Here is a 23,035-nt window from a genome sequence, read left to right on the forward strand (position 1 = left end):
CCGGCACGAAAAGCTCCGGTGGGAACTTCAATTCGACTGCGGATCCGGCTTCTTGAGCAGGCCTTCGAGCAGTTGCTTGAACGCCGTCACCACCTTCTTGGACGTCGCTTCGGGGTCGTCCGAATTGGCGATCCGTTGCGCTGCCTGGCTGCTCGCTCCGTTGATCAGTCGCGAGGCCGTCTCGGGGTCGAGGCTCGAGACAACGACCCCCTCCTCCTGCAGCGCGGTCAGATGGTCGGTCATTGACACGATGCACGCACTGGCATTCGGCCATTGCGCTGGATCCCCCAGCACGGCCGGGCCATCCCGGAACATGATGCGCTGGATTTCCGGCTCCAGCGCCATCTCGATATAGGTCGAGCACTCGTCGACGAAATGCTGCCAGCGGGTCGGCGCTCTCGACGCGACCTCATTGATGCGCGCCGCCATTTCGCCGTCGATCTGGGCTATGACCGCCTGCAGCAGCCCCTTCTTGTCGCCGAAATGATGATAGAGCGCGCCGCGCGTCAGCCCGGCCGAAGCGGTGAAATCATCCATCGAGGCTTCCGCATAGCCTGTTGTGCCGAAGGCATGGCGGGCCGCCGCGATCAGCTTTGCGCGCGTCTCGGCGATCATCTCCTTGCGGGGTCTGTGCATGGCTTCTGGCCCTATTCACATACGTAACGTATGCCAATTGACATACGCGGCGTATGCTCTATTTAACAATCATACGCTTCGTATGTAATTGCCGAATCGTCCTTTGTCGAGGAACCACCCATGCAAAATCCCTATGCGGAAATCTTTCGTGCCCCCGGAACCAAGGGCTTTGCGGCCGCCGGATTCATGGCGCGCCTGCCGATCGCCATGGCGCCCATCGGCATCGTGGCGATGCTGTCGCAGACGCGTGGCGAATACTGGCTGGCCGGAGCCGTCTCGGCAACATACGCGCTGGCCAACGCTTTCGTTGCGCCGCAGATATCCAGACTGGTGGACCGCCTGGGCCAGACACGGATCGTCGTGCCCACCACCATCATCGCGGTGCTGGCTTTCGCCGTCCTGATAGCGGCGGCCAACCAGGACTGGCCGGTGTGGACGCTGTTCGTGTCGGCCTTACTGGCCGCGGCCATGCCAAGCATGCCGGCGATGGTGCGGGCGCGCTGGACAGAGATTTTCCGCGGACGGCCGCAGATGAACACCGCATTCGCCTTCGAGTCCGCGGCCGATGAACTGGTCTATATCGCCGGGGCATCGCTATCGGTCGGTCTCAGTGCTGCCCTGTTCCCGGAAGCCGGCGTTCTGGTGAGCACATTATTTCTCGCATTCGGATCAGCGGCCTTCATCCTGCAACGCTCGACGGAGCCGCAAGTGCGGCCGGTGGACCATGGCTCAAGCGGCTCGGCGATCCGCCTGCGGCCGGTTCAGATCATCACCTTCGCCCTGATCTTCATCGGCGCGACCTTCGCGACGACGGAAGTCAGCACCGTGGCGATCACCAAGGAGCTTGGCCAGCCCGGCGCCGCCAGCCTTGTCATCGGCGTTTATGCGCTGGGATCGTTCGTGCTCGGCATCATCGTCGGCGCGCTCAGCCTGAAGGCGCCGCTGCAACGCCAGTTGGCCATCGCAGTCGCCCTCGTCGCGCTCGGCACGCTGTTGCCGCTCACCGCCGACACCGTGCCACTGCTGGCGCTGACCGTGTTCATCAGCGGCGTGGCGATCTCGCCGACCTTCATCACCGCCTTCGGCCTGATCGAGCGGCATGTGCCGGAGGCGATGCTGACCGAAGGCATTACCTGGGTCATGACCGGCATCGGCATCGGCATGGCGCTCGGCTCGTTCGCGGCCGGCGCGGTGGTCGATGCGTTCGGTGCCCAGAACGGGTTCTGGGTCTCTGTGGCTTCAGGCACGATCGCGCTGGCCACGGTGCTGCTTGGCCAGCGCAGCCTTGCCACGGCTGAGTGCGAGACGGACGGATGCGAAGCAGCCGCGATTGCTGCGGAATAGTTCCGGCGCGCCCGGGCCTTAGGCCGGGCGCGCCGCTCTAGGCAGCCGGGCCTGAAATATTGACTCTTCTTGGGTGCGCCAATGCCAAAACTATCGTTGGCGCCCCGTGCAGAATCACCTCTTTTTCGAAGACGAAGCCACATTTCTCCAGCACCCGTCGCGAAGCCGGATTGGCGGGGCGGACGAGGCCGACAACCCGATCGGCACGCAAGGGGCCGAACGCGGTGCGCAGTGCTTCCGTCACCAATTCCGTGGCATAGCCATGTCCCCAGCTCGCCGGATGAAGATGATAGGACAGGTTCAGACCGTCGAAATCCGCCGATACCGTGACGCCGCCGAAGCCGACCAGCTTTTCATCCGCCTCGACCGCCCAGCGGCCAAAGCCGTGCTTGTCCCAATGACCGATGTCGCGCGTCAGCCGCGCGGCGCTCTGCTGGGCTGTATCCGGGACAGGGCCCGGACGATGCGCAACAAGTTCCCGGCGCGAAAAGAGATCGATCAGGAAATCCAGATCAGCCTCTTCTGGGCGGCGCAGCAAAAGCCGCTCGCTGCGCTGGCTGGAAGGCAGGGACGCATTCATCCGTCTTCTCCGGCAACCGGATCGACGGGAGGCTCAGAGGATCTCGGTCTTGGCGATGTGGATGCCAAAACCTTCAAGGCCGACATAGTGGCGTTCGCGCGAGGCGATCAGGTTGATCGAGGAGATGCCGAGATCCTTGAGTATCTGGGCGCCTAGCCCGATCTCGCGCCACTCGTTTTCACGGCGGCGCGCCTCTTCGTGATCCTCGCGGTCGCCGCTTGCCGGCCGCTTGCGCTCCTGATGCGCAACGCCGACGGAGCCTTCTCTGAGATAGACGATGACACCGCGCCTGCGCTCGCCCATTGTCTTCATGATGGCGTCGAGCCGGTGGCTGGTGCCGAAGACATCGGTCACCACATCCTCCGAATGCAGACGCACCGGCACGTCCTCGCCGTCACGAATGTCGCCGAAGACGATGGCGACGTGATGCATGGAGTCCCACGGCAGCGTGTAGGTGAAGACCTGTGCCTTGCCGCCGAGCGTGTCGATTTCCGAGCAGGCGACGCGTTCGACCAGCGTTTCCTTGCGCTGCCGGTAGGCGATGAGGTCGGCGACCGAAACCTGCTTGAGGCCATGCTCCTCGGCGAAAGCCTGCACCTGCGGACCGCGCTTGACGGTGCCGTCATCATTGACCAGCTCGGAAATGACGCCAACCGGCGGCAGGCCGGCGAGCTTGCACAGATCGACCGCTGCTTCGGTATGGCCTGAGCGCATCAGCACGCCGCCTTCGCGCGCGATCAGCGGGAAGATGTGGCCGGGGCGGACGAAATCCGAGCCACCGACATTGCCGTTGGCAAGATTGCGAACGGTCAAAGTGCGATCTTCGGCCGAGATGCCGGTCGTGGTGCCATGCTTGAAATCGACACTGACGGTGAAAGCGGTGGTGTGGGCGGAATCGTTGTCGGCGACCATGGGGGCAAGGTTCAGCCGCTTGGCTTCTTCGCGCGGCATCGGCGTACAGACGATGCCGGAGGTGTGGCGAACGATGAACGCCATCTTTTCGGGCGTGCAGTGGACAGCGGCGACGATCAGGTCGCCCTCGTTCTCGCGCCCGTCATCATCCATGACGACGACGATCTCGCCGCGTTCGAAAGCACGCAGGGCTTCGACGATTTTCTTCTGGTCGTAAGGCATAAGTGCTCGCTTTGCTCGCAGGGGAATAAGGGAGTAGGGCAGTAAGGGAGTAGGGAAAAGCAAAAAGATTTGGCCGGCCGGGCTAAGAGCGCAACATATTCCCCTATTCCCCTATTCCCCTATTCCCCTATTCCCCTATTCCCCTCCCCGTCTGTCCCCGATGCCGCAGATAATGATCGGCGATCGCACAGGCAACCATTGCCTCGCCGATCGGCACGGCGCGGATGCCGACGCATGGATCGTGGCGGCCCTTGGTCATGATCTCGACGTCCTTGCCGTCCTTATCGATCGACTTTCGCGGGGTCAGGATCGACGAGGTCGGCTTGACGGCGAAACGGGCGACGATTGCCTGGCCGGTCGAGATGCCGCCGAGGATGCCGCCGGCATTGTTGGACAGGAACACCGGCTTGCCGTCATTGCCGATGCGCATCTCGTCGGCATTCTGCTCGCCGGTGATGCGGGCGGCCTCGAAGCCGTTGCCGATCTCGACGCCCTTGACCGCGTTGATCGACATCAGGCCGGAGGCGATGTCCTGGTCGAGCTTGGCATAGATCGGCGCGCCGAGGCCCGGTGGAACGCCGTCGGCGACGATCTCGATCACCGCACCGACCGAGGAGCCCGCCTTGCGGATGCCGTCGAGATACTGCGTGAAGACAGGAACGGAAGCCGGATCGGGGGTGAAGAACGGATTTTCCGCATCGCCGATGAAATTCCAGTTCCAGTTGGCGCGATCGATGGATTTCTCGCCCATCGACACCAGCGCACCGCGCACCACCACGCCGGGCACCACCTTGCGCGCCAAGGCACCGGCCGCCACTCTGGCTGCCGTCTCGCGGGCCGAGGAGCGGCCGCCGCCACGATAATCGCGCACCCCGTATTTGACGTCATAGGTGTAGTCGGCATGGCCGGGCCGGTACTGGCGGGCGATCTCGCCATAATCCTTTGAACGCTGGTCGACATTCTCGATCAGCATCGACACCGGCGTGCCGGTGGTGATCATCGTCTCGCCGTCCTCGTCGAGGATGAAACCTGACAGCACCTTCACTTCATCTGGTTCGCGACGCTGCGTCACGAAACGTGACTGTCCCGGCCGGCGCTTGTCGAGTTCGGCCTGGATCTCGTCGCGCGTAAAGCGGATGCCGGGCGGACAGCCGTCGACCACGCAGCCGAGCGACGGGCCATGGCTTTCGCCCCAGGTGGTGACGCGGAAAAGGTGGCCGAACGTGTTGTGAGACATGAAATACCCTGCCCGGCATCGGAGCCGGCTGAAGATTGCGTTCTATTGGCGTTTTTCACAGGGGTCAAACTGTGATCTGGCGGATTTAGTTTTGACACATTCGGTTGGTTTCTGCTCTGCTCCATCCGCTGTTGAACAGCCCGCCGCCATGCCGGTGCAATGATAAAGAGGAACGATTATGCGTACCCTGATTAGCGCCGTTGCCGCCACGCTGCTGCTTTCCACCGCCGCTTTCGCCGGCCAGACCGAAGGCCTGATCAAGAAGATCGACAAGGACACGGCGACGCTGACGCTGGATGACGGCAAGTCCTACAAGCTGAACGCAGAGACCGATCTCGACGCGCTGAAGCCGGGCATGGACATCGTCATTGCCTACGATGTGACCAATGGCGAAAACGTCATCACCGACATGGAACTGCCGGACAGCTCAGCCAACTAGAGCTTCCAACCTCAATTGAATGCAGCGTTTGCGGTTCAGCTTTCGCCGAGCCGCCTGCGAAATGGCCTAGAGCGTGTCGCGTCTGAACGGATTCAGGCGACCCGCTTTAGGTCTTTGTTTTATGCATGTCGTTCTCCCAAAACCGGGGCCAATTTTGGGCGACATGCATCAAAGCCACTCCAGACTCTTGCCTTCGAGCTTGAGCAGGCGATCCTGCGGTATTTCCAGGTTCGCTGCCTCGTCCTCGGCCAATCCCAGAACGAAACGAAACAAGGTGCGCATGACGCCGCCATGGGTCACGCATATCGTCTGGCGTTCAATCGCGTCGAAGCATGGCCTCACCCGTTCGAGCAGCATCTGATAGCTCTCGGCGCCTTCGCCGGGCGGCTGGAAGTTCCACTTGTCCAGAGCACGCGTCCCGCTTGCTCCGGGATACCGCGTCTCCAGCTCGGGAAAGGTAAATCCCTGCCAATCGCCGAAATTGACCTCGACGAGGCGCGGATCGGTTCGATAGGCATCCGGATCCAGCTTCATCGCGGCGCGAATACGCTGCATCGTTTCGCGCGTCCGTTTCATCGGACTGGCGACGAAGTCGAATTCCCAGGGATCTGGAACCAACGCAGCTAGCCGAAGCCCGTTGCCGGTCGCCTGTTCGCGGCCAAGAGCATTGAGATCGGTGTCAGCCTGCCCCTGAAGCCGCATTTCGGCGTTCCACGCGGTCTGGCCGTGGCGCGCGATATAAACCAGCGGGTACATCAGGTCTTCCGGTGCGGATCGGGACGGACGACGGTTGGGGGGTGCTAGTCCTTGACCGTCGAAATATCAGGCGCGTCGACCGCCTTCATGCCGACGACGTGGTAGCCCGAATCGACGTGGTGCACTTCACCGGTGACGCCGCGCGACAGATCGGACAGGAAATAGACGCCGGAATCGCCGACTTCCTCCTGCGTCACCGTCTGCTTCAGCGGCGAATTGTACTCGTTCCACTTCAGGATGTAGCGGAAATCGCCGATGCCGGAAGCGGCAAGGGTCTTGATCGGGCCGGCCGAAATGGCGTTGACGCGGATCTTCTTGGCGCCGAGATCGACCGCCAGGTAGCGCACGCTGGCCTCGAGCGCCGCCTTGGCGACACCCATGACGTTGTAGTGCGGCATCACCTTTTCGGCGCCGTAGTAGGTCAGCGTCAGCAGTGAGCCGCCATCGGTCATCAGCGCCTCGGCGCGCTTGGCGATGGTGGTGAAGGAATAGACCGAAATGTCCATTGTGCGCAGGAAATTGTCGCGTGACGTCTCGACATAGCGGCCAGTCAGCTCATCCTTGTCGGAGAAGGCAATGGCGTGGACGAGGAAATCAAGCTTGCCCCAATGTCTGGCGACATTGGCGAAAACCTCATCCAGGCTCGCCGGATCGGTGACGTCGCAATGGCCGGCGACAAAGGCGCCCAGTTCCGCCGCCAGCGGCTCGACACGCTTCTTGAACGCCTCGCCCTGATAGGTCAGCGCTATCTCGGCGCCATGATCGACGCAGGCCTTGGCAATGCCATAAGCGATCGACCTATTGTTGGCGACGCCAAGAATGAGGCCGCGCTTGCCGGCCATTAGGCCCTGTCCACCCGCCATGTGAGCGCTCTCCGCAAGATTTCAGCTTTGTGGGTTGCCCTATCGCACAGGCACAGAGCCCCTTCAAGCGCTCAAAACGGACAGTTCAGGGGACAAAAGCCGCCGATCAGCCTTTTTGGCTGCGCAACAGCGCTTCGAGCGCGCTGTCACCGCCTTCCGGCAGCATGATACGCACATGAGCGTAGAGATCGCCGTGACCGCCGGCCTTTTCCGGCAGGCCTCTGCCCTTCAGCCGCAGGACCTTGTCGGAGCTCGACCAGGCCGGAATGTTGACCGCGAGCCTGCCGGTCGGCGTCTCGACAGGCACCTTGGCGCCGAGCACGGCATCCGCCAGCATCACCGGCAGATCGGCGTGCAGGTCGCGGCCTTCGATGCGGTAGCGTGGATGCCGGCGCAGATGGATCTTGACCAGCGCGTCGCCTGGCTGGCCCGGCCCCTGCTCGCCTTGACCCTTGAGGCGGATGGTCTGGCCATCCTCGACATAGGCCGGCAGCTTGACCGCCACCTTGCGGCCGTCGGGGAACATCGCCGTCACCTTTTCAGCGGTCGCCGCTTCCTCGATGGTGACGTCGAGCGTCACGTTCAGATCGGCAGCGGTCGTCTGCTGGCGGCGATCGCCCATGCCGGGACCGCGCGCGCCGGAAAAAGTGTCGCCAAAAATCTGGCTGAAGATGTCGCTGTTGCCGTCGAACGGATCGCCACCGGGTCGACCGGAGCGGAATTCGAACCGCGAGCCGCCCGGACCTTGCTGCCGGCGAAAGCCGCCAAACGGATCGCCGCCACCGGCAGCGCCCTCAAAGCCCTGGAATCGCGGCTTGCCGTCAGCGTCGATCTCGCCGCGATCGAAAGCGGCGCGATTCTTTTCGTCGCCGACGATCTCGTAGGCCTGGTTGGCTGCGGCGAAACGGTCCTTCGCCTTTGGATCATTCGGATTCTGGTCCGGATGATGCTTTTTGGCGAGTTTCCGGTACGCCGACTTTATGTCTTTGGCCGATGCGTTCCTGGCAACGCCCAGCACCTCATAGGGGTCGCGCATGCTTACTGCCCTGGAGAAGAGTTGAGTCTCTGGTTGCCTCTTATATGCGCTCCCATAGGAAGAAATTCCAGTGCTGGAGCCGCATATCAGACGCGGAAAATCAGAGCGCCTTGAAGTCCTGCATGCGCCAGCCGCCGGCGCTGGCCAGGCACAGTTCGCCTTCGAACATGGCAACGCCGTCAAAGCTTTCGCGCGAGGCCTTGAAGCGGCGGCAGGTCTGGCCGTTGTCCTTCAATTCCGCCAGATCGGTGATGGAACCGCGCGAGCCGGTACCGGCATTGGCCCATGGGACGGCCTGCCCGCCGAGCTGCTCGATGTCGGCCGAGGAGACTGCATTGCCGATCGTCGTCTGGTCGGAGTCGCGATCCAGACTGGCCGGCGCGGCCGAGGCCGATGTGCTGCTGGTCAGGATCGAGCGGTCGACTTCGGCTTTTTCCAGGCTGAAGCCGCCGGCGCCACAAGCGGCAAGCGGCAAGGCGACCGCCACGATCGCGGCTTTCGCGCTGGCCGAAGCGATAACGCTCCATTGCCTGCTGTCAAAAGCTTGCGCGATAAGCGACAATCGGCAGCCTCCCCCTTGCTTCGTTAAGAATCTTGGCTTTGTAAGAATCTTCGTGACAATTTGAGAAAAACTATGAGTGACACTGAGTTAACAAGCGGTGACTTTACCGAGGCTGCCGAGCCGTTTCGCCTGTTTGCCGCATGGCTGGACGACGCCACGAAAAGCGAGCCGAACGACCCCAACGGCGTGGCTCTGGCGACCGTCGATGCCGACGGCATGCCGGATGTGCGCATGGTTTTGCTCAAGGGGTTCGATGAAAGCGGGTTTGTCTTCTACACGAATTTCGAGAGCGCCAAGGGCCAGGAGATTCTTGGCAGCATGAAGGCGGCGATGTGTTTCCATTGGAAATCACTGCGCCGCCAGGTACGCATTCGCGGACCGGTGGAGATCGTCAGCGACGCCGAAGCCGACGCCTACTATGCGACACGGCCGCGCGGCAGCCGCATCGGCGCATGGGCCTCGAAACAATCGCGGCCGCTGGAAAGCCGCTTTGCGCTGGAGAAGGCAGTGGCCGAATACACGGCACGCTACCCGATCGGCGAGATCCCGCGGCCAAAGCACTGGTCCGGCTTCCGAATCGTGCCCACGACAATCGAGTTCTGGCACGACAGGCCGTTCCGCCTGCACGACCGGCTCGTCTTCAGCCGCAACGCGAAAGGCGCCTGGGACAAGACGAGGCTTTATCCCTGAAGAAGAGGCTCAGGCCTTCTTTCTCGTCATGAACGCGGTGAGCGCGGCGCGCGCCTCATCGGACTTCAGGCGCTCGCGAAAATGCTCGCTTTCCTCGCCGATGCGGGCGACGAGGTCGTCGCGCGAGCCGCGCATCAGGTCGCGCGCGATCTTCAACGCCTGCGGCGGCTTGGCCGCGATCTGGCCGGCGGCCGCCAGCACCGAGGCCTCCAGTGCTGCTTCCTCGACCACCTCGTAGATCAGGCCGGCGGCCTTCGCCCGTTCAGCCGAAAAGCCCTCGCCGAGGCCGAGCAGCGCGAAGGCACCCTGCTGCCCGAGGATGCGCGGCGCCAAGAGGCTCGACCCCGCCTCGGGCACCAGGCCAAGGTCGACGAAAGGCGTCCTGAACACGGTGCGCGGCGTGGCGAAGGTCAGGTCGCAATGCAGGTTGAGCGTCGTGCCGATGCCGACCGCGATGCCGTCGACGCCGGAGACCATGGGTTTTTCGACCCTGGCCAGCGCCATCAGGAAGTCCCAGACTTCGGTGCCGCCGTCACCACCGGTGGCGATGATCATGAAGTCGGCAAGGTCGTTGCCTGAGGAGAAGGCGCCGGGCACGCCGAGAAAGACATGGACGCGGATCTCCGGGTCGGCGTCGCCTTCTGCCAGGCTTTTTGACATTTTCGCATACATGGCGCGCGTCAGCGCGTTCTTCTTGTCCGGCCGGTTCATGCGGATGATCTGGATGGCGCCCTGGCGCTCGACGAGGATATGGTCTGTCACGGTTCTTTCCTTGTGAACGTCAGGCGGAAATCAGCGTTTTTCCGGCAGCGGCGAGGCTTTCGGCGCCATCGATGACGCGCGCCCGCAAAGCGCTGACCTCGCCGAGCAGGTTTTCGGCGAAGAAGCGGCAAAGGGGAATACGGCCTTGGTCGGCAAGAGCGCCGCGCGCCAGATAGGCGCCGCCGGCGGCAAGCGAGATCAGCCTGAGATAGGGCGTCGCACCCGCCAGCGCCTCGTCCGCCCGGCCTTCGGCCGCCAGTTTCTGCAGGAAGCGGGTCGCTTCGCTGAGATCGCCAAGTGCCGCGTCGAGAGCGTCGGCGGTGCGGCCGAAACCCTGCAGGTTCGAGGTCCGCACCGCTGCGGCCATATCAGCCAGTTCGGCGATATAACCATGCACATGGTCGCCGCCGCCGAGCGGCAGCTTGCGCATCACCAGATCGATCGCCTGAATGCCGTTGGTGCCCTCGTAGATCGGGGCGATGCGCGAATCACGATAGAAGGCGGCCGCTCCCGTCTCCTCGATGAAGCCCATGCCGCCATGAACCTGGAGGCCGAGTGAGGCAACCTCGACGCCGATATCGGTCGAGAACGCCTTTGCCAGCGGCGTCAGCAGATTGGCGCGGTCGCGCCAGTGGGCCGCCTCGTCACCGGCGGAGACACCGGCCATGTCGATGGCGTGGGCACAGGAATAGCTGATGGCGCGCGCGGTTTGGGTCAGCGCCTTCATGGTCAGCAGGTTACGCTGGACATCGGGGTGATGGACGATCGGCGCCATACCCGTGCCAGTGTAGCTCGCGGCCTTGCCCTGCCGGCGTTCATTGGCATAGGCGATCGCCTTCTGCGTTGCGGCTTCCGCGACCGCTACCCCCTGCATGCCGACACAAAGCCGCGCATTGTTCATCATCGTGAACATGCAGGCGAGGCCCTTGTTCTCCTCGCCGATCAGCCAGCCGATAGCGCCGGGCTTGGCGCCCTGGAAACCATCGCCATAGATCATGGTGCAGGTCGGCGAGGCGTGGATGCCGAGCTTGTGCTCAAGTCCGGAACAGAAGACATCGTTGCGCGCGCCGAGCGCGCCATCGTCGCCGACCAGGATTTTCGGCACCAGGAACAGCGATATGCCGCGCGTGCCGGCCGGCGCATCCGGTAGCCGCGCCAGCACCAGATGGATGATGTTGTCGGTGAAATCGTGCTCGCCATAGGTGATGAAGATTTTCTGGCCGAAGATGCGGTAGCTGCCGTCACCCACCGGCTCCGCGCGGGCGCGCAAGGCGGCGAGGTCCGAACCGGCTTGCGGCTCGGTCAGGTTCATCGTGCCCATCCACTCGCCGGAGACGAGCTTTCCGAGATACTTTGCCTTGAGGTCTGTGGAGGCGTGTTTGTCGAGCGCTTCGACAGCGCCCATGGTCAGCGTCGGGCCGATGCCGAAGGCCATGGCGGCGGAGTTCCACATTTCGAGCGCGGCAACGCCAAGCATGGTCGGCAGCGCCTGGCCGCCATATTCCTCAGGCCCGGAGAGCGCGTTCCAGCCGCCATCGATCCAGCGGCGATAGAGTTCCTTCCAGCCGGGTGGTGTGGTGACGGCAGCGTCCTTCAGCACGGCACCTTGCCGATCGCCGATCGTGTAGAGCGGTGCGACCTCTTCAGTGGCGAAGCGGCCGGCCTCGCCAAGAACGGCATCGACCAGGTCATCGCCGAGATCGCCGAACCTGCCGGCATCGAGCGCCGATTTCATGCCGGCGACGTGCTTGAGCGTGAAGGCGATATCCTCGACCGGTGCCCTATACATGCCGCTTACTCCTTCCGATGCATCGGTCCTGCCGACCCTAGAGCCAGCGCCGCTGCAAAACCACCCGCCGTATCAGCGCTCTCCCATCTTCTTTTTACGTAAACGTCAAATTTTGTCACGCGGATTTTGCAATCGCGGCGGCGCGTATTAAGTTCAATCCATGCCGGATCAAGTCGACCGGCGACGGATCAGAACCAGCCAACCGGAACAGCCCATGCTTGCCAGACCCGACGCCTATCGCTGCATCGAATGCGGCCTGCCCTATCGAGCGGAGGGGTTCTGCTACCATGGCGGCAGACTGGACCACGGGGCCGCCTACTGGTCGGATCGCGGCATATTATGCTCGCCGCAATGCTCACTCGCCCACCACCGCAAACGCGCCGCCGAGGGCACGCTGCGGCAAGAGCCGGCTCCGGACCCGTTTGAATTCTAGCAGCTGATGCGTCGCCAGCTTTTCTGAAGTCAGCCCCGAAAGTACTTCCTTAACCATAGCCGTTCAGGATTTGTCTTTGATCAACGGGGATTCCCTGTTTTGAAAAGGACGGCGCGTCTCCTTCGCCGCTTGAAGAGTGTCGTGCCGACGCCCTTCAAGCCATTGTTTCCTCCGCATGTCGTTGCCCCAAAACCGCTGCACACTTTTGGGCGACATGCGCTGGCGCTTCTCGCCTTGGCGGCGACGATGGCGCTGTCCACGGCGGCAAAGGCTTCGGATTTTTCCGAACCCTGGAAGAACGCCGACCGCGCTTTGGTGGTCGATGCCTACGAATACAATTCCATCGGTTGGGCCCAACTCGCCACCGACAAGCGGGTCGTCGGCTTCATCAACAAGGCCTCCGACGGCATGCCGCCGCCCTATTTCTGCCTGGGCAACGACATTGAGGTGAAGCTTTGCAAGGCGCTGTGGAAACGCCATGCGGTGACGCGCGAACTGTTCCAGACGCGCCGGGTGGTGGCCAAGGCACTCGGCCTGAAATGGGGCGCCTATCACCTTGCCCGCCCGGGCAATCCGGTCGAACAGGCCAACAATTTCCTCGATTTCGCCGAGCCTGCGCCCGACGATCTCATGGCTCTCGACATTGAGGGCAATGATCCCTCGCAATGGATGTCGCTCGACGATGCCGAGGAGTTCGTCCGCCAGGTGCATCGGCGCATCGGCCGTTTCCCGGTGCTGTACACCAACGGCAAGACCGCCCAGTACATTGCCGACAACAGCTACCGATACCGGCTCCTGTCGCGGCTGCCGCTCTGGTATGCCCGCTATAAGTCCGACATCGACGTGCATTTTCCGATGGGCAACTGGCAAGGCTACGCACTGTGGCAGTTTTCGGCGCAAGCCAATTGCGGCCGTTTCCGCTGCCCTTACAGGGTTGCCGGCACGCCTAACGACATAGACGTCAATGTCGCGCCGACCGACGCCGCCACGCTGCGCGCGCAATGGCCGTTCGGCGGGCTTATCGACGTGCCGCCGGACTATCTCGCCTCCATACCGCTGCCGGTTTCACGCGAGGCCGGCCTCGCCGGCAATGTCACCATCACCTATGCGTCTGTGGCCGCGCCGCCGACTTTCGAGGACATGGTCGCAGCGTTGGGCACACGCTGGTCCCGTTTCCGCGACGGCTTCCGCATGCCGGTCGTGAAGACGGTGCCCCGGAGACCGAGTTTCGGCATTGTCCAATATGTCGCCTGGAAGCGGACCGAGCGGCGTTCGCCCGCACAACTCGACGCTGCGTTTGCCGCTGCCGATCCGCTCAGCACCGCTTCGACCGAACTCGACCGCGGCCAGCGGTAAGCCAACGCGGACTTCAGGTTCCCTGTTCGCGCGCCACCGCCTGCCAGCCGATATCGCGGCGGCTGAACCCGTCCGGCCAGTCGATGCGGTCGAGCGCGGCATAGGCTCGTTTCTGCGCCTCGCCGACCGTGGCGCCTGATGCCGTCACGTTGAGGACGCGGCCGCCATTGGCCACCAGCGCGCCGCCATTGATGGCGGTGCCGGCGTGGAAGACCTGGACGCCGTCGCTTGCCGCGTCTTCGACGCCGCGGATGACCGAGCCTTTTTCCGGCGTGCCGGGATAGCCTCTCGCCGCCATCACCACGGTCAATGCCGCCTCGTCGCGCCAGCGCACCGAAGTATGTGCCAACTGGCCGTCGGTTGCCGCGTTGAGCAGGACCAGCAGATCATCCTTCAGCCGCATCATCAGCACCTGGCATTCCGGATCGCCGAAGCGGGTGTTGTATTCGATCAGCTTCGGCCCCTTGTCGGTGATCATCAGCCCGGCAAACAGCACGCCGGAGAAAGGCGCGCCCAGTTCGGCCATGCCGCGCATGGTCGGCTCGATGATCTCACGCATGGTGCGCTCGACCAGTTCCGGCGTCATCACCGGTGCCGGCGAATAGGCCCCCATGCCGCCAGTGTTCGGACCGGTGTCGCCGTCGCCGACGCGCTTGTGATCCTGCGCGGTGCCGAAGGGCAGTGCGGTGGTACCGTCGCAAAGACAGAAGAAGCTCGCCTCCTCGCCGGTCATGAATTCCTCGACCACAACTTCCGCGCCGGCGGCGCCGAAGGAACCATCGAAGCAGGCATCGAGGGCTGCCTGTGCTTCACTGAGCGTCATGGCGACGGTGACGCCCTTGCCGGCAGCGAGCCCGTCGGCCTTGATGACGATCGGCGCCCCGGTCTTTTCGACATAGGCCCTGGCCGAGGCCAGGTCACTGAAACGGCCATAGGCGGCGGTCGGGATGTTGTAGCGGGCGCAGAGGTCCTTGGTGAAACCTTTCGAGCCTTCCAGCTGTGCCGCTGCCTTGGAGGGACCGAAGACGCGGATATTTTCGGCGCGCAGATCGTCGGCAATACCGGCGACCAGCGGGCCTTCCGGACCGACCACGACGAGGTCGATTTTTTTCTCCCGGCAGAATGCGGTGACCGCGGCGTGATCGGCGATGTCGAGCTTGACCAGTTCGGCCTCGCCGCCAATGCCCGGATTGCCGGGGGCGGCATAAAGCTTCGTCAGCAGCGGCGACGCGGCGATCTTCCAGGCGAGCGCATGTTCGCGGCCGCCGGAGCCCAGAAGAAGAACGTTCATGGCCACCTCTTGATGCCGAAATTCTGCTCTGGCGGCCATCTGATGGCGTTTTCTGCGCTTCCCGTTCTACTGCGTGCAGTAGAACTGAGCTCACGGACCAAATGTCCGCTCCGCTGCGGTTCTCGAAACCACCACCATATGACTCGCCAGAGCGAATTTCGAAACAGTCTCTTGGAGACCCGCTATTGCTCTCCGGGCGACGGGTCAAGGCATCAGGGTGTTTAGATCGCAATTGCGCACGGGAACGTTATCCCCGCAGAAAATTGGCGGCGGATACCGCCGCCAATTTTCTGGCGATTCGCTAGGCGGAGAAAACCACCGGAAACCAGTCCTCGCGCAGCCTCTCGCCCGGCTGCATGCCGTGGCCATGATAGGGCGGCGAGGTGCGGCCCGGCCGCTCGACATAGCGCGCATCGTCACCGACCCAGCGCAGCGACAGCGCCCGGCGCCGCGCCGCGGTCATATTGCCACGCGCGCCATGCGCGGTCCTGAAGTCGAACAGGATGGCGTCGCCCGGCTCCATTTCCCATTCGAGCACCTTCATCGAAGGGTCCTTGTCGGGATCGGGCACCGGCAGATAGTCGCCCTCGCCGGCATAGAAATTGCTATCGTCGAGCCAGCGCACCGGCAGGATCATCTTGTCCCATTTGTGCGAGCCGGCGATCAGCCGCAGCGTCGCCTCTTTCACCGGGTCGATGGGTATCCAGAAGCTCACCGTCTGTTGGCCATCGACGAAATAGTAGGGGATGTCCTGATGCCAGGGCGTCGGCTTCTGCGTGCCGGGTTCCTTCACCAGCACATGATCATGGAAGAACTGCGCGGTGCGCGACTGCATCACCGCCGCCGCCAGTTCGGCGGCGGGTGAGTCCCGTACCAGGCTGACGAATTCGGGGATGCGCTCCCAGTTGCAGTAGTCATCGAAGAAACTACCGCGACCGTTGGCTATGTCGGATGCGGTGGCGCTGCGGTTCTGCATGTTGCGTTCGATGCCGGCGGCAATCGTGTCGACCCAGCCCTTGAAGGCGCCGCGAATGCAAACAGCGCCGTCACGCTGATAGTCGGCAATCGTGGACGCGCCGATCCTGGTGGCGTCGAGGGTGGCAGTCCGGGAAGCCATGGCGTTCTCCTCTTGGAATAAAGCCACTATCGCAACATCTATTCATTCGGTAAAATAATAACTATCGATCTGACATATAGAGTGCCTCTATGAGTGTGACTTTCACGCAGCTGCGCTATCTGGTTGCCGTGGCGCGTCACGGCAGCGTCACCGGCGCGGCAAGGATGCTGAACGTCTCTCAGCCGTCGATCTCGGTGGCCATCGACGCGGTCGAAAAGAATTTCGGCCAGAAACTGTTCGTCCGCCAGCGGGGAAGCGGCGTGTCGCCGACATCGTTCGGCCGCGCCGTCGTGGCCAAGGCAAGGCAGGTTCTCACCGAAACGGAGGAACTCATCGGCCTGGGTTCAAGCAAATCGGCTGTCAGCGGCGAGTTGGTGTTGGGATGCTTCGAGGATCTGGCGCCTTTCTTCGCGCCGGCTTTGATCCGCGCCTTCTCCGAACGCTATCCGGCCGTCAAGATCGTCGTTCGCGACGAGACGTTCGAGACGCTGGGTCGACGGCTGGGTGACGCGGCCATCGATCTCGGCCTGACTTATGATCTCAGCCTGCCGACGCATTTCGCCCGCATCCTGCTGCGTGAACTTCGCCCGCACGCGCTGTTGCCGGCAGGCCATGCCCTGGCGGATCGCCCGTCGGTCAGCCTTGCCGATCTGGCCGCCTATCCGCTGATCACCACCGACCAGCCGCACAGCTGGCAGCATATGCTCGACCTGTTCCGCAGCCGCGGCCTTTCGCCTGTGGCCGACATGACGACAAGCTCGTTCGAACTGCAACGGAGCATGGTCGCCAACGGCTTCGGCGTTGCGGTCAGCTACACCCGCCCGCATGGCGACCGCAGCTATGACGGGCTGCCGCTCATCTGCAAGCCGCTGTCGGATCCGCTGCCCATGCAGCGGATCCTGCTTACCTATGACACGCATCAGCGTGTGTCGAATGCAGCGCTGGCCTTCGTCGAGGTGGCCAAGGACTGGTTCGCCACCCGCGACATCTTTGCCTCGTGAAAGGCTGACGGGCGCCGCGTCTCCGCTTGCCGCTTGACGGTTTCCGCCGCTGCTGCCACTCCATGGGCATGGAAACCATCCAGTCGAAAGCGGCCCAGGGCCGTGTCGCCGATGCGCCGAACGGCCATTGGGTCTACCGCGTGCTGCCGCGCTCGATATGGCCCTATGCGCAGCTTGCGCGGTGGGACAGGCCGATAGGCTGGCAACTGCTGCTGTGGCCGTGCTGGTGGTCGGCGGCCTTGGCGGCAAGCGCCTATCCGCGTCCCGGCGACCCGCTGCTCTCACTGCTGCCGGCGCCTTTGTATCTTGTGCTGTTCCTGGTCGGGGCCATCGCCATGCGCGGCGCCGGCTGCACCTACAACGACCTCGTCGACGAGGACATCGACAACCAGGTGGAGCGCACGCGCTCGCGACCGCTGCCGTCAGGCAAGGCGACGCGCCGGCGGGCATGGCTGTTTCTCGTCCTGCAGGCCCTGGTCGGCCTCGTCGTGCTCATCCAGTTCAACAGCTTTGCCGTCCTGCTCGGCATCTGCTCACTGGCGGTCATCGCCATATATCCGTTCATGAAGCGGATAACCAACTGGCCGCAACTGGTGCTCGGCCTTGCTTTTTCCTGGGGCGCGCTGATGGGATGGGCGGTCGAGTTCGGCGATCTCGATGGGCCTGCTGTCATGCTCTATATCGGCTCGATCCTGTGGGTGATCGGCTACGACACGATCTACGCGCACCAGGACAAGGAAGATGACGCCATTGTCGGCGTGCGCTCGACGGCACGCCTGTTCGGCGACAACACCAAGGCCTGGCTGGCCGGACTTTATGGCGGCGCGCTGATCTGCTTCGCCATCGCCTTCGCGTCGGCGCAGGCGCCGGTGGTGGCGCTGGCCGGGCTGATCGCCGCCGGCACCCATATGGCGCGGCAGATCGCCGTGTTGGACATCGACAATCCGGACCAATGCCTGCGCCTGTTCAGGTCGAACAACCAGGTCGGCTGGCTGATCTTCCTCGGCCTGATCGGCGGCGCTGTGTGGGTGGCTCTGAAGCCGCTGGTTTAGCGGGCTTTTTCCCTTCTCCCCTTGTGGGAGAAGGTGGATTGGCGCGCAGCGCCAAGACGGTTGAGGGGTGCTGGACGGAGTGCCGGCGTTGCCAAGCTGGAACACCCCTCATCCGACCGAGCTTCGCTCGGCCACCTTCTCCCACAGGGGGAGAAGGAAGAACCTTCCTACTCCCGCGAAATAATCTCCTGGCCGTCGACGACCAGCCTGAGACCGAGGTCGCCAGCTCTGCGGCGAGCGAGGAAACGCGGGCGGCGCGTGTTCGAAATCCGCCCCTTGCGCCGATCCTGCGGCGGCAGCGTCTTGATGGCGGCGCCGAGCGATTCTTCCAGGGTGCGGGCAACGCCGTCCGATTCGATGAGCAGCATCGGCAGGCGGTAAGCGTCGGCCCAGGCGCGCCAGTCGGCTGCGACATCGTCGAGATCGTCGGCCACCAGCAGCGGCACCGACAGCATCGGGTCGTTGTGCAGGAGTTCCAGGGTCACCGTGACATTGCCGTCCGGATCCTCCATGGCGCGGGCGGCAACGCCGCGGAACGCATTGGAAGGCAGAACGATGATCGCGGGCAGGCCGCTCATCTCGAGCAAGCGGCGGATCACGGCGCCGCGCTGGTCGATGGTGAAGGTTACATCGCCGTAGTCGTCGCGAGTCGCGTAGCTCACCACTTGCGGCAGGCGGAATGGGTCGAGACGCATGTTGCGTCCCGCCCAGACTGGCTTCAGTCCGGTGTTCATAGAGTGGCCTTCCTGTCTGTCTCCTGAGAGCCGGTGTCCGGTTCTCTCCGGGCCGGTTTTTCCAGCCTCGTTTGTATGGAGACAGTAGCGCGGGCTCCTTACCGCCCCGCTTAAGAAAGTCGGTTAAATTTTGCTGATCTCAGGGATGGTTATCGGAATCCCACCAGCCACAAGATGTCGAAAGGATCAGATAACCTTACCCGGATTCATGATGCCGGCCGGGTCGAAAGCGGCCTTCACCCTTCGCATCAGATCGATCGCCATCGGCGGCGCGGTGGCGATCAGTTCGTCGCGCTTCAACTGGCCGATGCCATGCTCGGCCGAGATCGAACCGTGCAGGCTGCGCACCACATCGTGCACCGCCTTGTTCATGGGGTGATAGAGAGCGAGGAACGCCTCATCGTCGCCGTCGACGGGCCGGGAAATGTTGTAGTGGAGATTGCCGTCGCCCATATGGCCGAAGCAGACCACGCGCGCGCCGGCGCTCACCGACGCCACCGCGCCGGCGGCTTCTTCGATGAAACGCGGGATCGAGGCGATAGGCACCGAAATGTCGTGCTTGATCGAGGCCCCCTCCGGTTTCTGCGCCTCGGGCAGCAGCTCGCGGAAATTCCAGAAGGCATCGCCCTGCGCGAGACTCGCGGCAATGACGGCGTCGCCGACGAATTCCTGTTCGAGGCCAGCCGAGAGCACATCCTCGATCAACGCTCGCGAATCTTCCGACGAACGGCCTGATGAAATCTGCATCAGCACGTACCACGGCCAGTCCTCGATCAGCGGCCGCACCACACCCTGGGCATGCGCCAGGGTGAAATCATATGGCCGCCTGCCGATCAGTTCGAAAGCGGTGAGTGCTGCCCCGGCACGGTCCATGGCCAGGCCGAACAGCGAAAGTGCCGCCTCGGGCGACGACAGGCCGACGAAGGCGACTTCGCGCCCCTTCGGCTTCGGGAACAGCTTCAGCACGGCGGCGGTGATGACGCCGAGCGTGCCTTCGGCGCCGACGAACAGGTTTTTTAGATCGTAGCCGGTGTTGTCCTTCTTCAGCTTGCGCAGGTCGTCGAACACCTCGCCGGTCGGCAGCACCACCTCGACACCGAGGCAAAGTTCACGCGCATTGCCGTAGGCAAGCACGCCGGTGCCGCCGGCATTGGAGGAAAGATTGCCCCCGATCTGGCAGGAGCCTTGCGCGGCCAGCGACAGCGGGAACAGCCGGTCGGCGGCGTCGGCTGCCTCCTGCAGCGTCTGCAGGATGACACCGGCCTCGACCGTCACCGTGTTGGACAGGACATCGATCTCGCGGATGCGGTTCAGCCGCGACAGCGACAGGACGATTTCGCGCCCGGACCTGTCCGGCACCTGCGCGCCGACCAGCCCGGTGTTGCCGCTTTGCGGCACGATCGGCGTTCCCGTCTCGGTCGCCAGCCGCATGATCCGGCTGACCTCGTCGAGGCTGCCCGGCCGCAGCACCAGCGACGTCGCGCCGTGCCAGAGCCCACGTCGCTCAATGAGGTAGGGCGCGATGTCCTGCTGATCACGCAGCGCATATCTGTCGCCGACGATCGCAGCGAAGCGATCGATGAGGGCGGGATCGAGTGTCTCTGTGATTTCGATCATGGGGGAAACTATGTTGCGGGTTGCGTGATGTCACGAGGGGCGGCTGCACGCGACAGCCGATCGTTGATCGCTTCGCCGAGCCCGTCGCAGGGAATAGGCTCGACGGCGATGGTGCGCGCGCCGCTGCGGTCGAGTGCCTGCATACAGGCGAACAGATTGCTCGCCGCTTCGCGCAGGTCACCGGTTTCGGACAAATTGAGGAAGGCTTCGGCGCGGTGCCAGCCTTGTGCCCTCTGGCCGCCGAAGCCGAGCAAAGCCTCGCCCTCGCCGACCGTGCCGGCATTGAGCCGCATCGCGGCACCTGGCGCATAGTGCGAGGCAAGCATGCCCGGCGCCTCGATACTGGCGGTGCCGCCGCGCAACAATTCCATGCCGATGGCGGCCTCGATCTCCTCGGCAGCGATGCCGCCGGGCCTCAGCAGCCGCATTCTTTCCCCCTCGGCCTTGAGAATCGTCGATTCCAGCCCGACCGGGGTTGCGCCGCCATCGACCACCAGCTTTATCCGCGCACCGAGATCGGCTGCCACCGCTTGCGCGGTCGTTGCGCTGATCCTGCCGGATGAATTGGCGCTGGGCGCGGCAAGCGGGCGGCCGAGCCTGGCGATCAGATCGCCGCCAAAGCCCCTCGGCATGCGCAAGGCGATTGTATCGAGCCCGGCGGTGACGAGCGGATGGATGCCGTTGCCGGGCCGTTGCGGCAGCACCAGCGTCAGCGGACCGGGCCAGAACGCGCGCGCGAGTTTCTTCGACAGCGGATCGAACAGCGCGAGGCGCTCGGCCATCGCCATGTCGGCGACATGGGCGATCAGCGGGTTGAAGCGCGGCCGCCCCTTGGCTTCGAAGATGCGCGCGACGCCGATGCCGTTGGTCGCGTCGCCAGCCAGCCCGTAGACGGTTTCCGTCGGGATGGCGACGACATCGCCCTCCCTGAGCAGCGCCAGCGCCCGCTCCAGCGCCTCGCCCGAGCCAAGTATTTCAGCCACTCTCGTCACCTCACAGATGCGGGGTGCGTAGTACGATGGCGGCCATTGGGCAAGTCGGCTGTTGGGTAACCGTTTGTTGGCGAGCAGGAGCATTGGCGATTTATCAATCCCTAAAATGCTATGGTTCCACGAAAGCCGGCATCAATTCCGGCCTGCTATCGAACAGCTTCTGGGCAAAGGGGAGCGACATCAGTGTCTGCGCGTATCCTGCTGGGTATCATTCTTGCTGTTGCGGCCGGCGAAGCCCAGGCGTCATCCCTGGTTTTTCCAGGCACGCCATCCTCCACACCATCGATCGTCAGGATCGGCGCTCCCAACCAGCCTGGAATCGTCGATGCGGTCAACACCAGCGATGCGCGGTCGGTGATGGCAGTAGGGGAAGCGCCGCCCGACGTCACCGATGAAAAGGTAGCGGCGATCCCGGACAAGCCCGCGACCGGACACGGCTTCCAGCCAGGCCCGATGGTCATCCGTGGCGGCGTTACCGGTCCCGATTTCCCGGCACCCGCGCCAACCGCTGCACCAGCGACCGGTGCCGCGCCGGCCGCTGGCACCGCGCCGGCAACGGCCACCGCTTCCGCTGCCCCCTCAGGGAACGCCGAGAACAAACCCGCCCCGCCGAGCGCTCCGGCCCCGGCAGCAGGGCAGCGCATGCCTCCCAACGGCTACACCAAGTAGCCTCGGCTCAAAGACAGCCGACATCGATGGCGTGACTTGACGGCGATCTGGCGCCCGGCGCACCATTGCCAGGCAGTCCCCGTTCCAGGCATTTCTGGCAGACGGGATTTCATCACTAGGGGTAAAGGGGGGGCCATGAGAAAATCTGGAATCGTAACCGGAGCAGGCCTATTGCTGGCGTCACTGCTTGGCGTCGTCGCGGCTCATGCCGACGACATGCTGGGATCCTATGTCGCGCGCATTTCCGATCGCGACCATCAGGCGAGTGACGGCTATGCGCTGGACAATGCCGCGCAGATGGTGCGGCAGGACCGCGCCAACTGGCACAAATTCCACCGCCGTGACAGCGACGACGAGGCTGATGGCTGGTTCAGGACCAACGACCAGCGCGCCGACCTGCAGCGCATGCTGGAACGCGGCGGCGCGATGAGTTCCTCGACCAAGCGCGCCATCGTCAATGGCGAACCGCTGATCCAGGTCGACGTCTACGAAAACAGCGTGCGCGTCAGCATTCTCGAGAACTGACGGGCCGTCGCCGGGGCGGCTGACAGTCGGCTTCGGGGACGGCTGATAGCAAAAGGCGGCGCCTCGGCGCCGCCTTGCCATCGATAGACTCGGCGGCTGAAAAGATCAGGCCGCTTCTTCCTTGTCGTCGTCTTCTTCTTCGGACTCGTCGCCTTCAGCCTTCACGCTGTCCTCGGCGTCGTCTTCGTCCTCGTCTTCATCTTCGTCGTCATCCGAGAGCGTGGCAGCTTCGGTGGACTCTTCGCCTTCTTCATCGTCGCCGTCTTCGTCGTCATCAGACAGGTCAGCGGCTTCGATCGCTGCGGCGGCGGCATGATCGAGAATGGTTTCGGAAGCGGATTCAAGCGCCTCGGCGGGAGTTTCTTCTGTCACTTCGATTTCGTGATCGGAATTCATGGAAGCCTCCGTGGGGTTGGGGAA

General features: G+C 63.6%; 25 protein-coding genes. 9 read left to right on the top strand and 16 right to left on the bottom strand.

What is annotated here, in order from left to right; genetic code table 11:
* Positions 1 to 27: 27 nt before the first annotated feature.
* Complete coding sequence (locus RPF88_RS14775; RefSeq protein ID WP_013532796.1) at positions 28 to 636, bottom strand: TetR/AcrR family transcriptional regulator; 609 nt, start codon at positions 634 to 636, stop codon at positions 28 to 30.
* Between the two features lie 120 nt (positions 637 to 756).
* Between RPF88_RS14775 and RPF88_RS14780 the strand changes: the two genes are divergently transcribed.
* Complete coding sequence (locus tag RPF88_RS14780; protein WP_063167668.1) at positions 757 to 1,980, top strand: MFS transporter; 1,224 nt, start codon at positions 757 to 759, stop codon at positions 1,978 to 1,980.
* A 37-nt stretch (positions 1,981 to 2,017) separates the two neighbouring features.
* On the opposite strand, the gene RPF88_RS14785 is transcribed toward RPF88_RS14780, so the two are convergent.
* From RPF88_RS14785 to aroC, 3 genes are all read right to left on the bottom strand, one after another.
* Positions 2,018 to 2,560 (bottom strand): GNAT family N-acetyltransferase, encoded by a 543-nt coding sequence (locus tag RPF88_RS14785; protein WP_337122660.1) that lies wholly within the window; start codon positions 2,558 to 2,560, stop codon positions 2,018 to 2,020.
* A 33-nt stretch (positions 2,561 to 2,593) separates the two neighbouring features.
* Positions 2,594 to 3,694 carry a 3,4-dihydroxy-2-butanone-4-phosphate synthase gene (gene ribB, locus RPF88_RS14790; protein ID WP_013532799.1) on the bottom strand — a complete coding sequence of 367 codons (1,101 nt, stop codon included), beginning with the start codon at positions 3,692 to 3,694 and terminating at the stop codon, positions 2,594 to 2,596.
* 127 nt (positions 3,695 to 3,821) lie between these two features.
* Positions 3,822 to 4,931 carry a chorismate synthase gene (gene aroC / locus RPF88_RS14795; RefSeq protein WP_013532800.1) on the bottom strand — a complete coding sequence of 370 codons (1,110 nt, stop codon included), beginning with the start codon at positions 4,929 to 4,931 and terminating at the stop codon, positions 3,822 to 3,824.
* Positions 4,932 to 5,109: 178 nt separating this feature from the next.
* Here aroC and RPF88_RS14800 point away from each other — a divergent pair, with 178 nt between their 5' ends.
* Positions 5,110 to 5,370 (top strand): DUF1344 domain-containing protein, encoded by a 261-nt coding sequence (locus tag RPF88_RS14800; RefSeq protein ID WP_013532801.1) that lies wholly within the window; start codon positions 5,110 to 5,112, stop codon positions 5,368 to 5,370.
* Positions 5,371 to 5,538: 168 nt separating this feature from the next.
* On the opposite strand, the gene RPF88_RS14805 is transcribed toward RPF88_RS14800, so the two are convergent.
* From RPF88_RS14805 to RPF88_RS14820, 4 genes are all read right to left on the bottom strand, one after another.
* Positions 5,539 to 6,126, bottom strand: coding sequence for a histidine phosphatase family protein (locus RPF88_RS14805; RefSeq protein ID WP_013532802.1), 588 nt, complete (start codon positions 6,124 to 6,126; stop codon positions 5,539 to 5,541).
* Positions 6,127 to 6,170: 44 nt separating this feature from the next.
* Positions 6,171 to 6,989, bottom strand: a complete 819-nt coding sequence (gene fabI / locus RPF88_RS14810) for an enoyl-ACP reductase FabI (RefSeq protein ID WP_063167666.1) — start codon at positions 6,987 to 6,989, stop codon at positions 6,171 to 6,173.
* Between the two features lie 106 nt (positions 6,990 to 7,095).
* Positions 7,096 to 8,025: a DnaJ C-terminal domain-containing protein gene (locus RPF88_RS14815; RefSeq protein WP_063167665.1), complete on the bottom strand. Its 930-nt coding sequence runs from the start codon at positions 8,023 to 8,025 to the stop codon at positions 7,096 to 7,098.
* A 100-nt stretch (positions 8,026 to 8,125) separates the two neighbouring features.
* Positions 8,126 to 8,587 carry an RT0821/Lpp0805 family surface protein gene (locus RPF88_RS14820; RefSeq protein WP_013532805.1) on the bottom strand — a complete coding sequence of 154 codons (462 nt, stop codon included), beginning with the start codon at positions 8,585 to 8,587 and terminating at the stop codon, positions 8,126 to 8,128.
* Between the two features lie 72 nt (positions 8,588 to 8,659).
* Between RPF88_RS14820 and pdxH the strand changes: the two genes are divergently transcribed.
* Positions 8,660 to 9,277: a pyridoxamine 5'-phosphate oxidase gene (pdxH, locus tag RPF88_RS14825; protein WP_063167664.1), complete on the top strand. Its 618-nt coding sequence runs from the start codon at positions 8,660 to 8,662 to the stop codon at positions 9,275 to 9,277.
* Between the two features lie 9 nt (positions 9,278 to 9,286).
* Here pdxH and RPF88_RS14830 read toward each other — a convergent pair whose 3' ends face one another.
* The gene (locus tag RPF88_RS14830) at positions 9,287 to 10,039 is read right to left on the bottom strand and encodes a crotonase/enoyl-CoA hydratase family protein (protein ID WP_063167663.1); all 753 of its coding nucleotides are present in this window, start codon (positions 10,037 to 10,039) and stop codon (positions 9,287 to 9,289) included.
* 19 nt (positions 10,040 to 10,058) lie between these two features.
* Positions 10,059 to 11,828: an acyl-CoA dehydrogenase gene (locus RPF88_RS14835; RefSeq protein ID WP_063167662.1), complete on the bottom strand. Its 1,770-nt coding sequence runs from the start codon at positions 11,826 to 11,828 to the stop codon at positions 10,059 to 10,061.
* 214 nt (positions 11,829 to 12,042) lie between these two features.
* On the opposite strand from RPF88_RS14835, the gene RPF88_RS14840 reads away from it, so the two are divergent.
* Positions 12,043 to 12,261 carry a hypothetical protein gene (locus tag RPF88_RS14840; protein ID WP_013532811.1) on the top strand — a complete coding sequence of 73 codons (219 nt, stop codon included), beginning with the start codon at positions 12,043 to 12,045 and terminating at the stop codon, positions 12,259 to 12,261.
* Between the two features lie 246 nt (positions 12,262 to 12,507).
* On the top strand, positions 12,508 to 13,617 hold the full coding sequence (locus tag RPF88_RS14845) for a glycoside hydrolase family 25 protein (RefSeq protein ID WP_032809930.1): 1,110 nt from the start codon (positions 12,508 to 12,510) through the stop codon (positions 13,615 to 13,617).
* A gap of 13 nt (positions 13,618 to 13,630) precedes the next feature.
* Here the strand turns inward: RPF88_RS14845 and purD are convergent, their stop codons facing one another.
* A complete protein-coding gene (gene purD / locus RPF88_RS14850; RefSeq protein ID WP_063170188.1) occupies positions 13,631 to 14,908 on the bottom strand; it encodes a phosphoribosylamine--glycine ligase in 1,278 nt (425 codons plus the stop codon).
* A gap of 301 nt (positions 14,909 to 15,209) precedes the next feature.
* On the bottom strand, positions 15,210 to 16,025 hold the full coding sequence (locus RPF88_RS14855; protein WP_013532814.1) for a phytanoyl-CoA dioxygenase family protein: 816 nt from the start codon (positions 16,023 to 16,025) through the stop codon (positions 15,210 to 15,212).
* Positions 16,026 to 16,114: 89 nt separating this feature from the next.
* Between RPF88_RS14855 and RPF88_RS14860 the strand changes: the two genes are divergently transcribed.
* On the top strand, positions 16,115 to 17,026 hold the full coding sequence (locus RPF88_RS14860) for a LysR family transcriptional regulator (RefSeq protein WP_063167661.1): 912 nt from the start codon (positions 16,115 to 16,117) through the stop codon (positions 17,024 to 17,026).
* A 68-nt stretch (positions 17,027 to 17,094) separates the two neighbouring features.
* Positions 17,095 to 18,078, top strand: coding sequence for a 4-hydroxybenzoate octaprenyltransferase (ubiA, locus tag RPF88_RS14865; RefSeq protein WP_063170187.1), 984 nt, complete (start codon positions 17,095 to 17,097; stop codon positions 18,076 to 18,078).
* Between the two features lie 167 nt (positions 18,079 to 18,245).
* On the opposite strand, the gene RPF88_RS14870 is transcribed toward ubiA, so the two are convergent.
* From RPF88_RS14870 to RPF88_RS14880, 3 genes are all read right to left on the bottom strand, one after another.
* Positions 18,246 to 18,812, bottom strand: a complete 567-nt coding sequence (locus RPF88_RS14870) for a DUF6101 family protein (protein WP_013532817.1) — start codon at positions 18,810 to 18,812, stop codon at positions 18,246 to 18,248.
* A 186-nt stretch (positions 18,813 to 18,998) separates the two neighbouring features.
* Positions 18,999 to 20,429 carry an FAD-binding oxidoreductase gene (locus tag RPF88_RS14875; RefSeq protein WP_063167660.1) on the bottom strand — a complete coding sequence of 477 codons (1,431 nt, stop codon included), beginning with the start codon at positions 20,427 to 20,429 and terminating at the stop codon, positions 18,999 to 19,001.
* 8 nt (positions 20,430 to 20,437) lie between these two features.
* Complete coding sequence (locus tag RPF88_RS14880) at positions 20,438 to 21,412, bottom strand: L-threonylcarbamoyladenylate synthase (protein ID WP_063167659.1); 975 nt, start codon at positions 21,410 to 21,412, stop codon at positions 20,438 to 20,440.
* A 192-nt stretch (positions 21,413 to 21,604) separates the two neighbouring features.
* Here RPF88_RS14880 and RPF88_RS14885 point away from each other — a divergent pair, with 192 nt between their 5' ends.
* Together RPF88_RS14885 and RPF88_RS14890 are read left to right on the top strand one after the other, a co-directional pair.
* Positions 21,605 to 22,090, top strand: a complete 486-nt coding sequence (locus tag RPF88_RS14885; protein ID WP_063167658.1) for a hypothetical protein — start codon at positions 21,605 to 21,607, stop codon at positions 22,088 to 22,090.
* A gap of 135 nt (positions 22,091 to 22,225) precedes the next feature.
* Positions 22,226 to 22,615, top strand: coding sequence for a hypothetical protein (locus tag RPF88_RS14890; protein ID WP_024502648.1), 390 nt, complete (start codon positions 22,226 to 22,228; stop codon positions 22,613 to 22,615).
* A gap of 105 nt (positions 22,616 to 22,720) precedes the next feature.
* On the opposite strand, the gene RPF88_RS14895 is transcribed toward RPF88_RS14890, so the two are convergent.
* Entirely contained in the window at positions 22,721 to 23,011 is a 291-nt protein-coding gene (locus tag RPF88_RS14895) for a hypothetical protein (RefSeq protein WP_063170186.1), read from the bottom strand.
* Between the last annotated feature and the right edge of the window lie 24 nt (positions 23,012 to 23,035).

Origin of the sequence: Mesorhizobium sp. ISC11 (assembly GCF_037162595.1) — a bacterium.
In the GTDB taxonomy this organism is placed as follows: domain Bacteria; phylum Pseudomonadota; class Alphaproteobacteria; order Rhizobiales; family Rhizobiaceae; genus Mesorhizobium; species Mesorhizobium ciceri.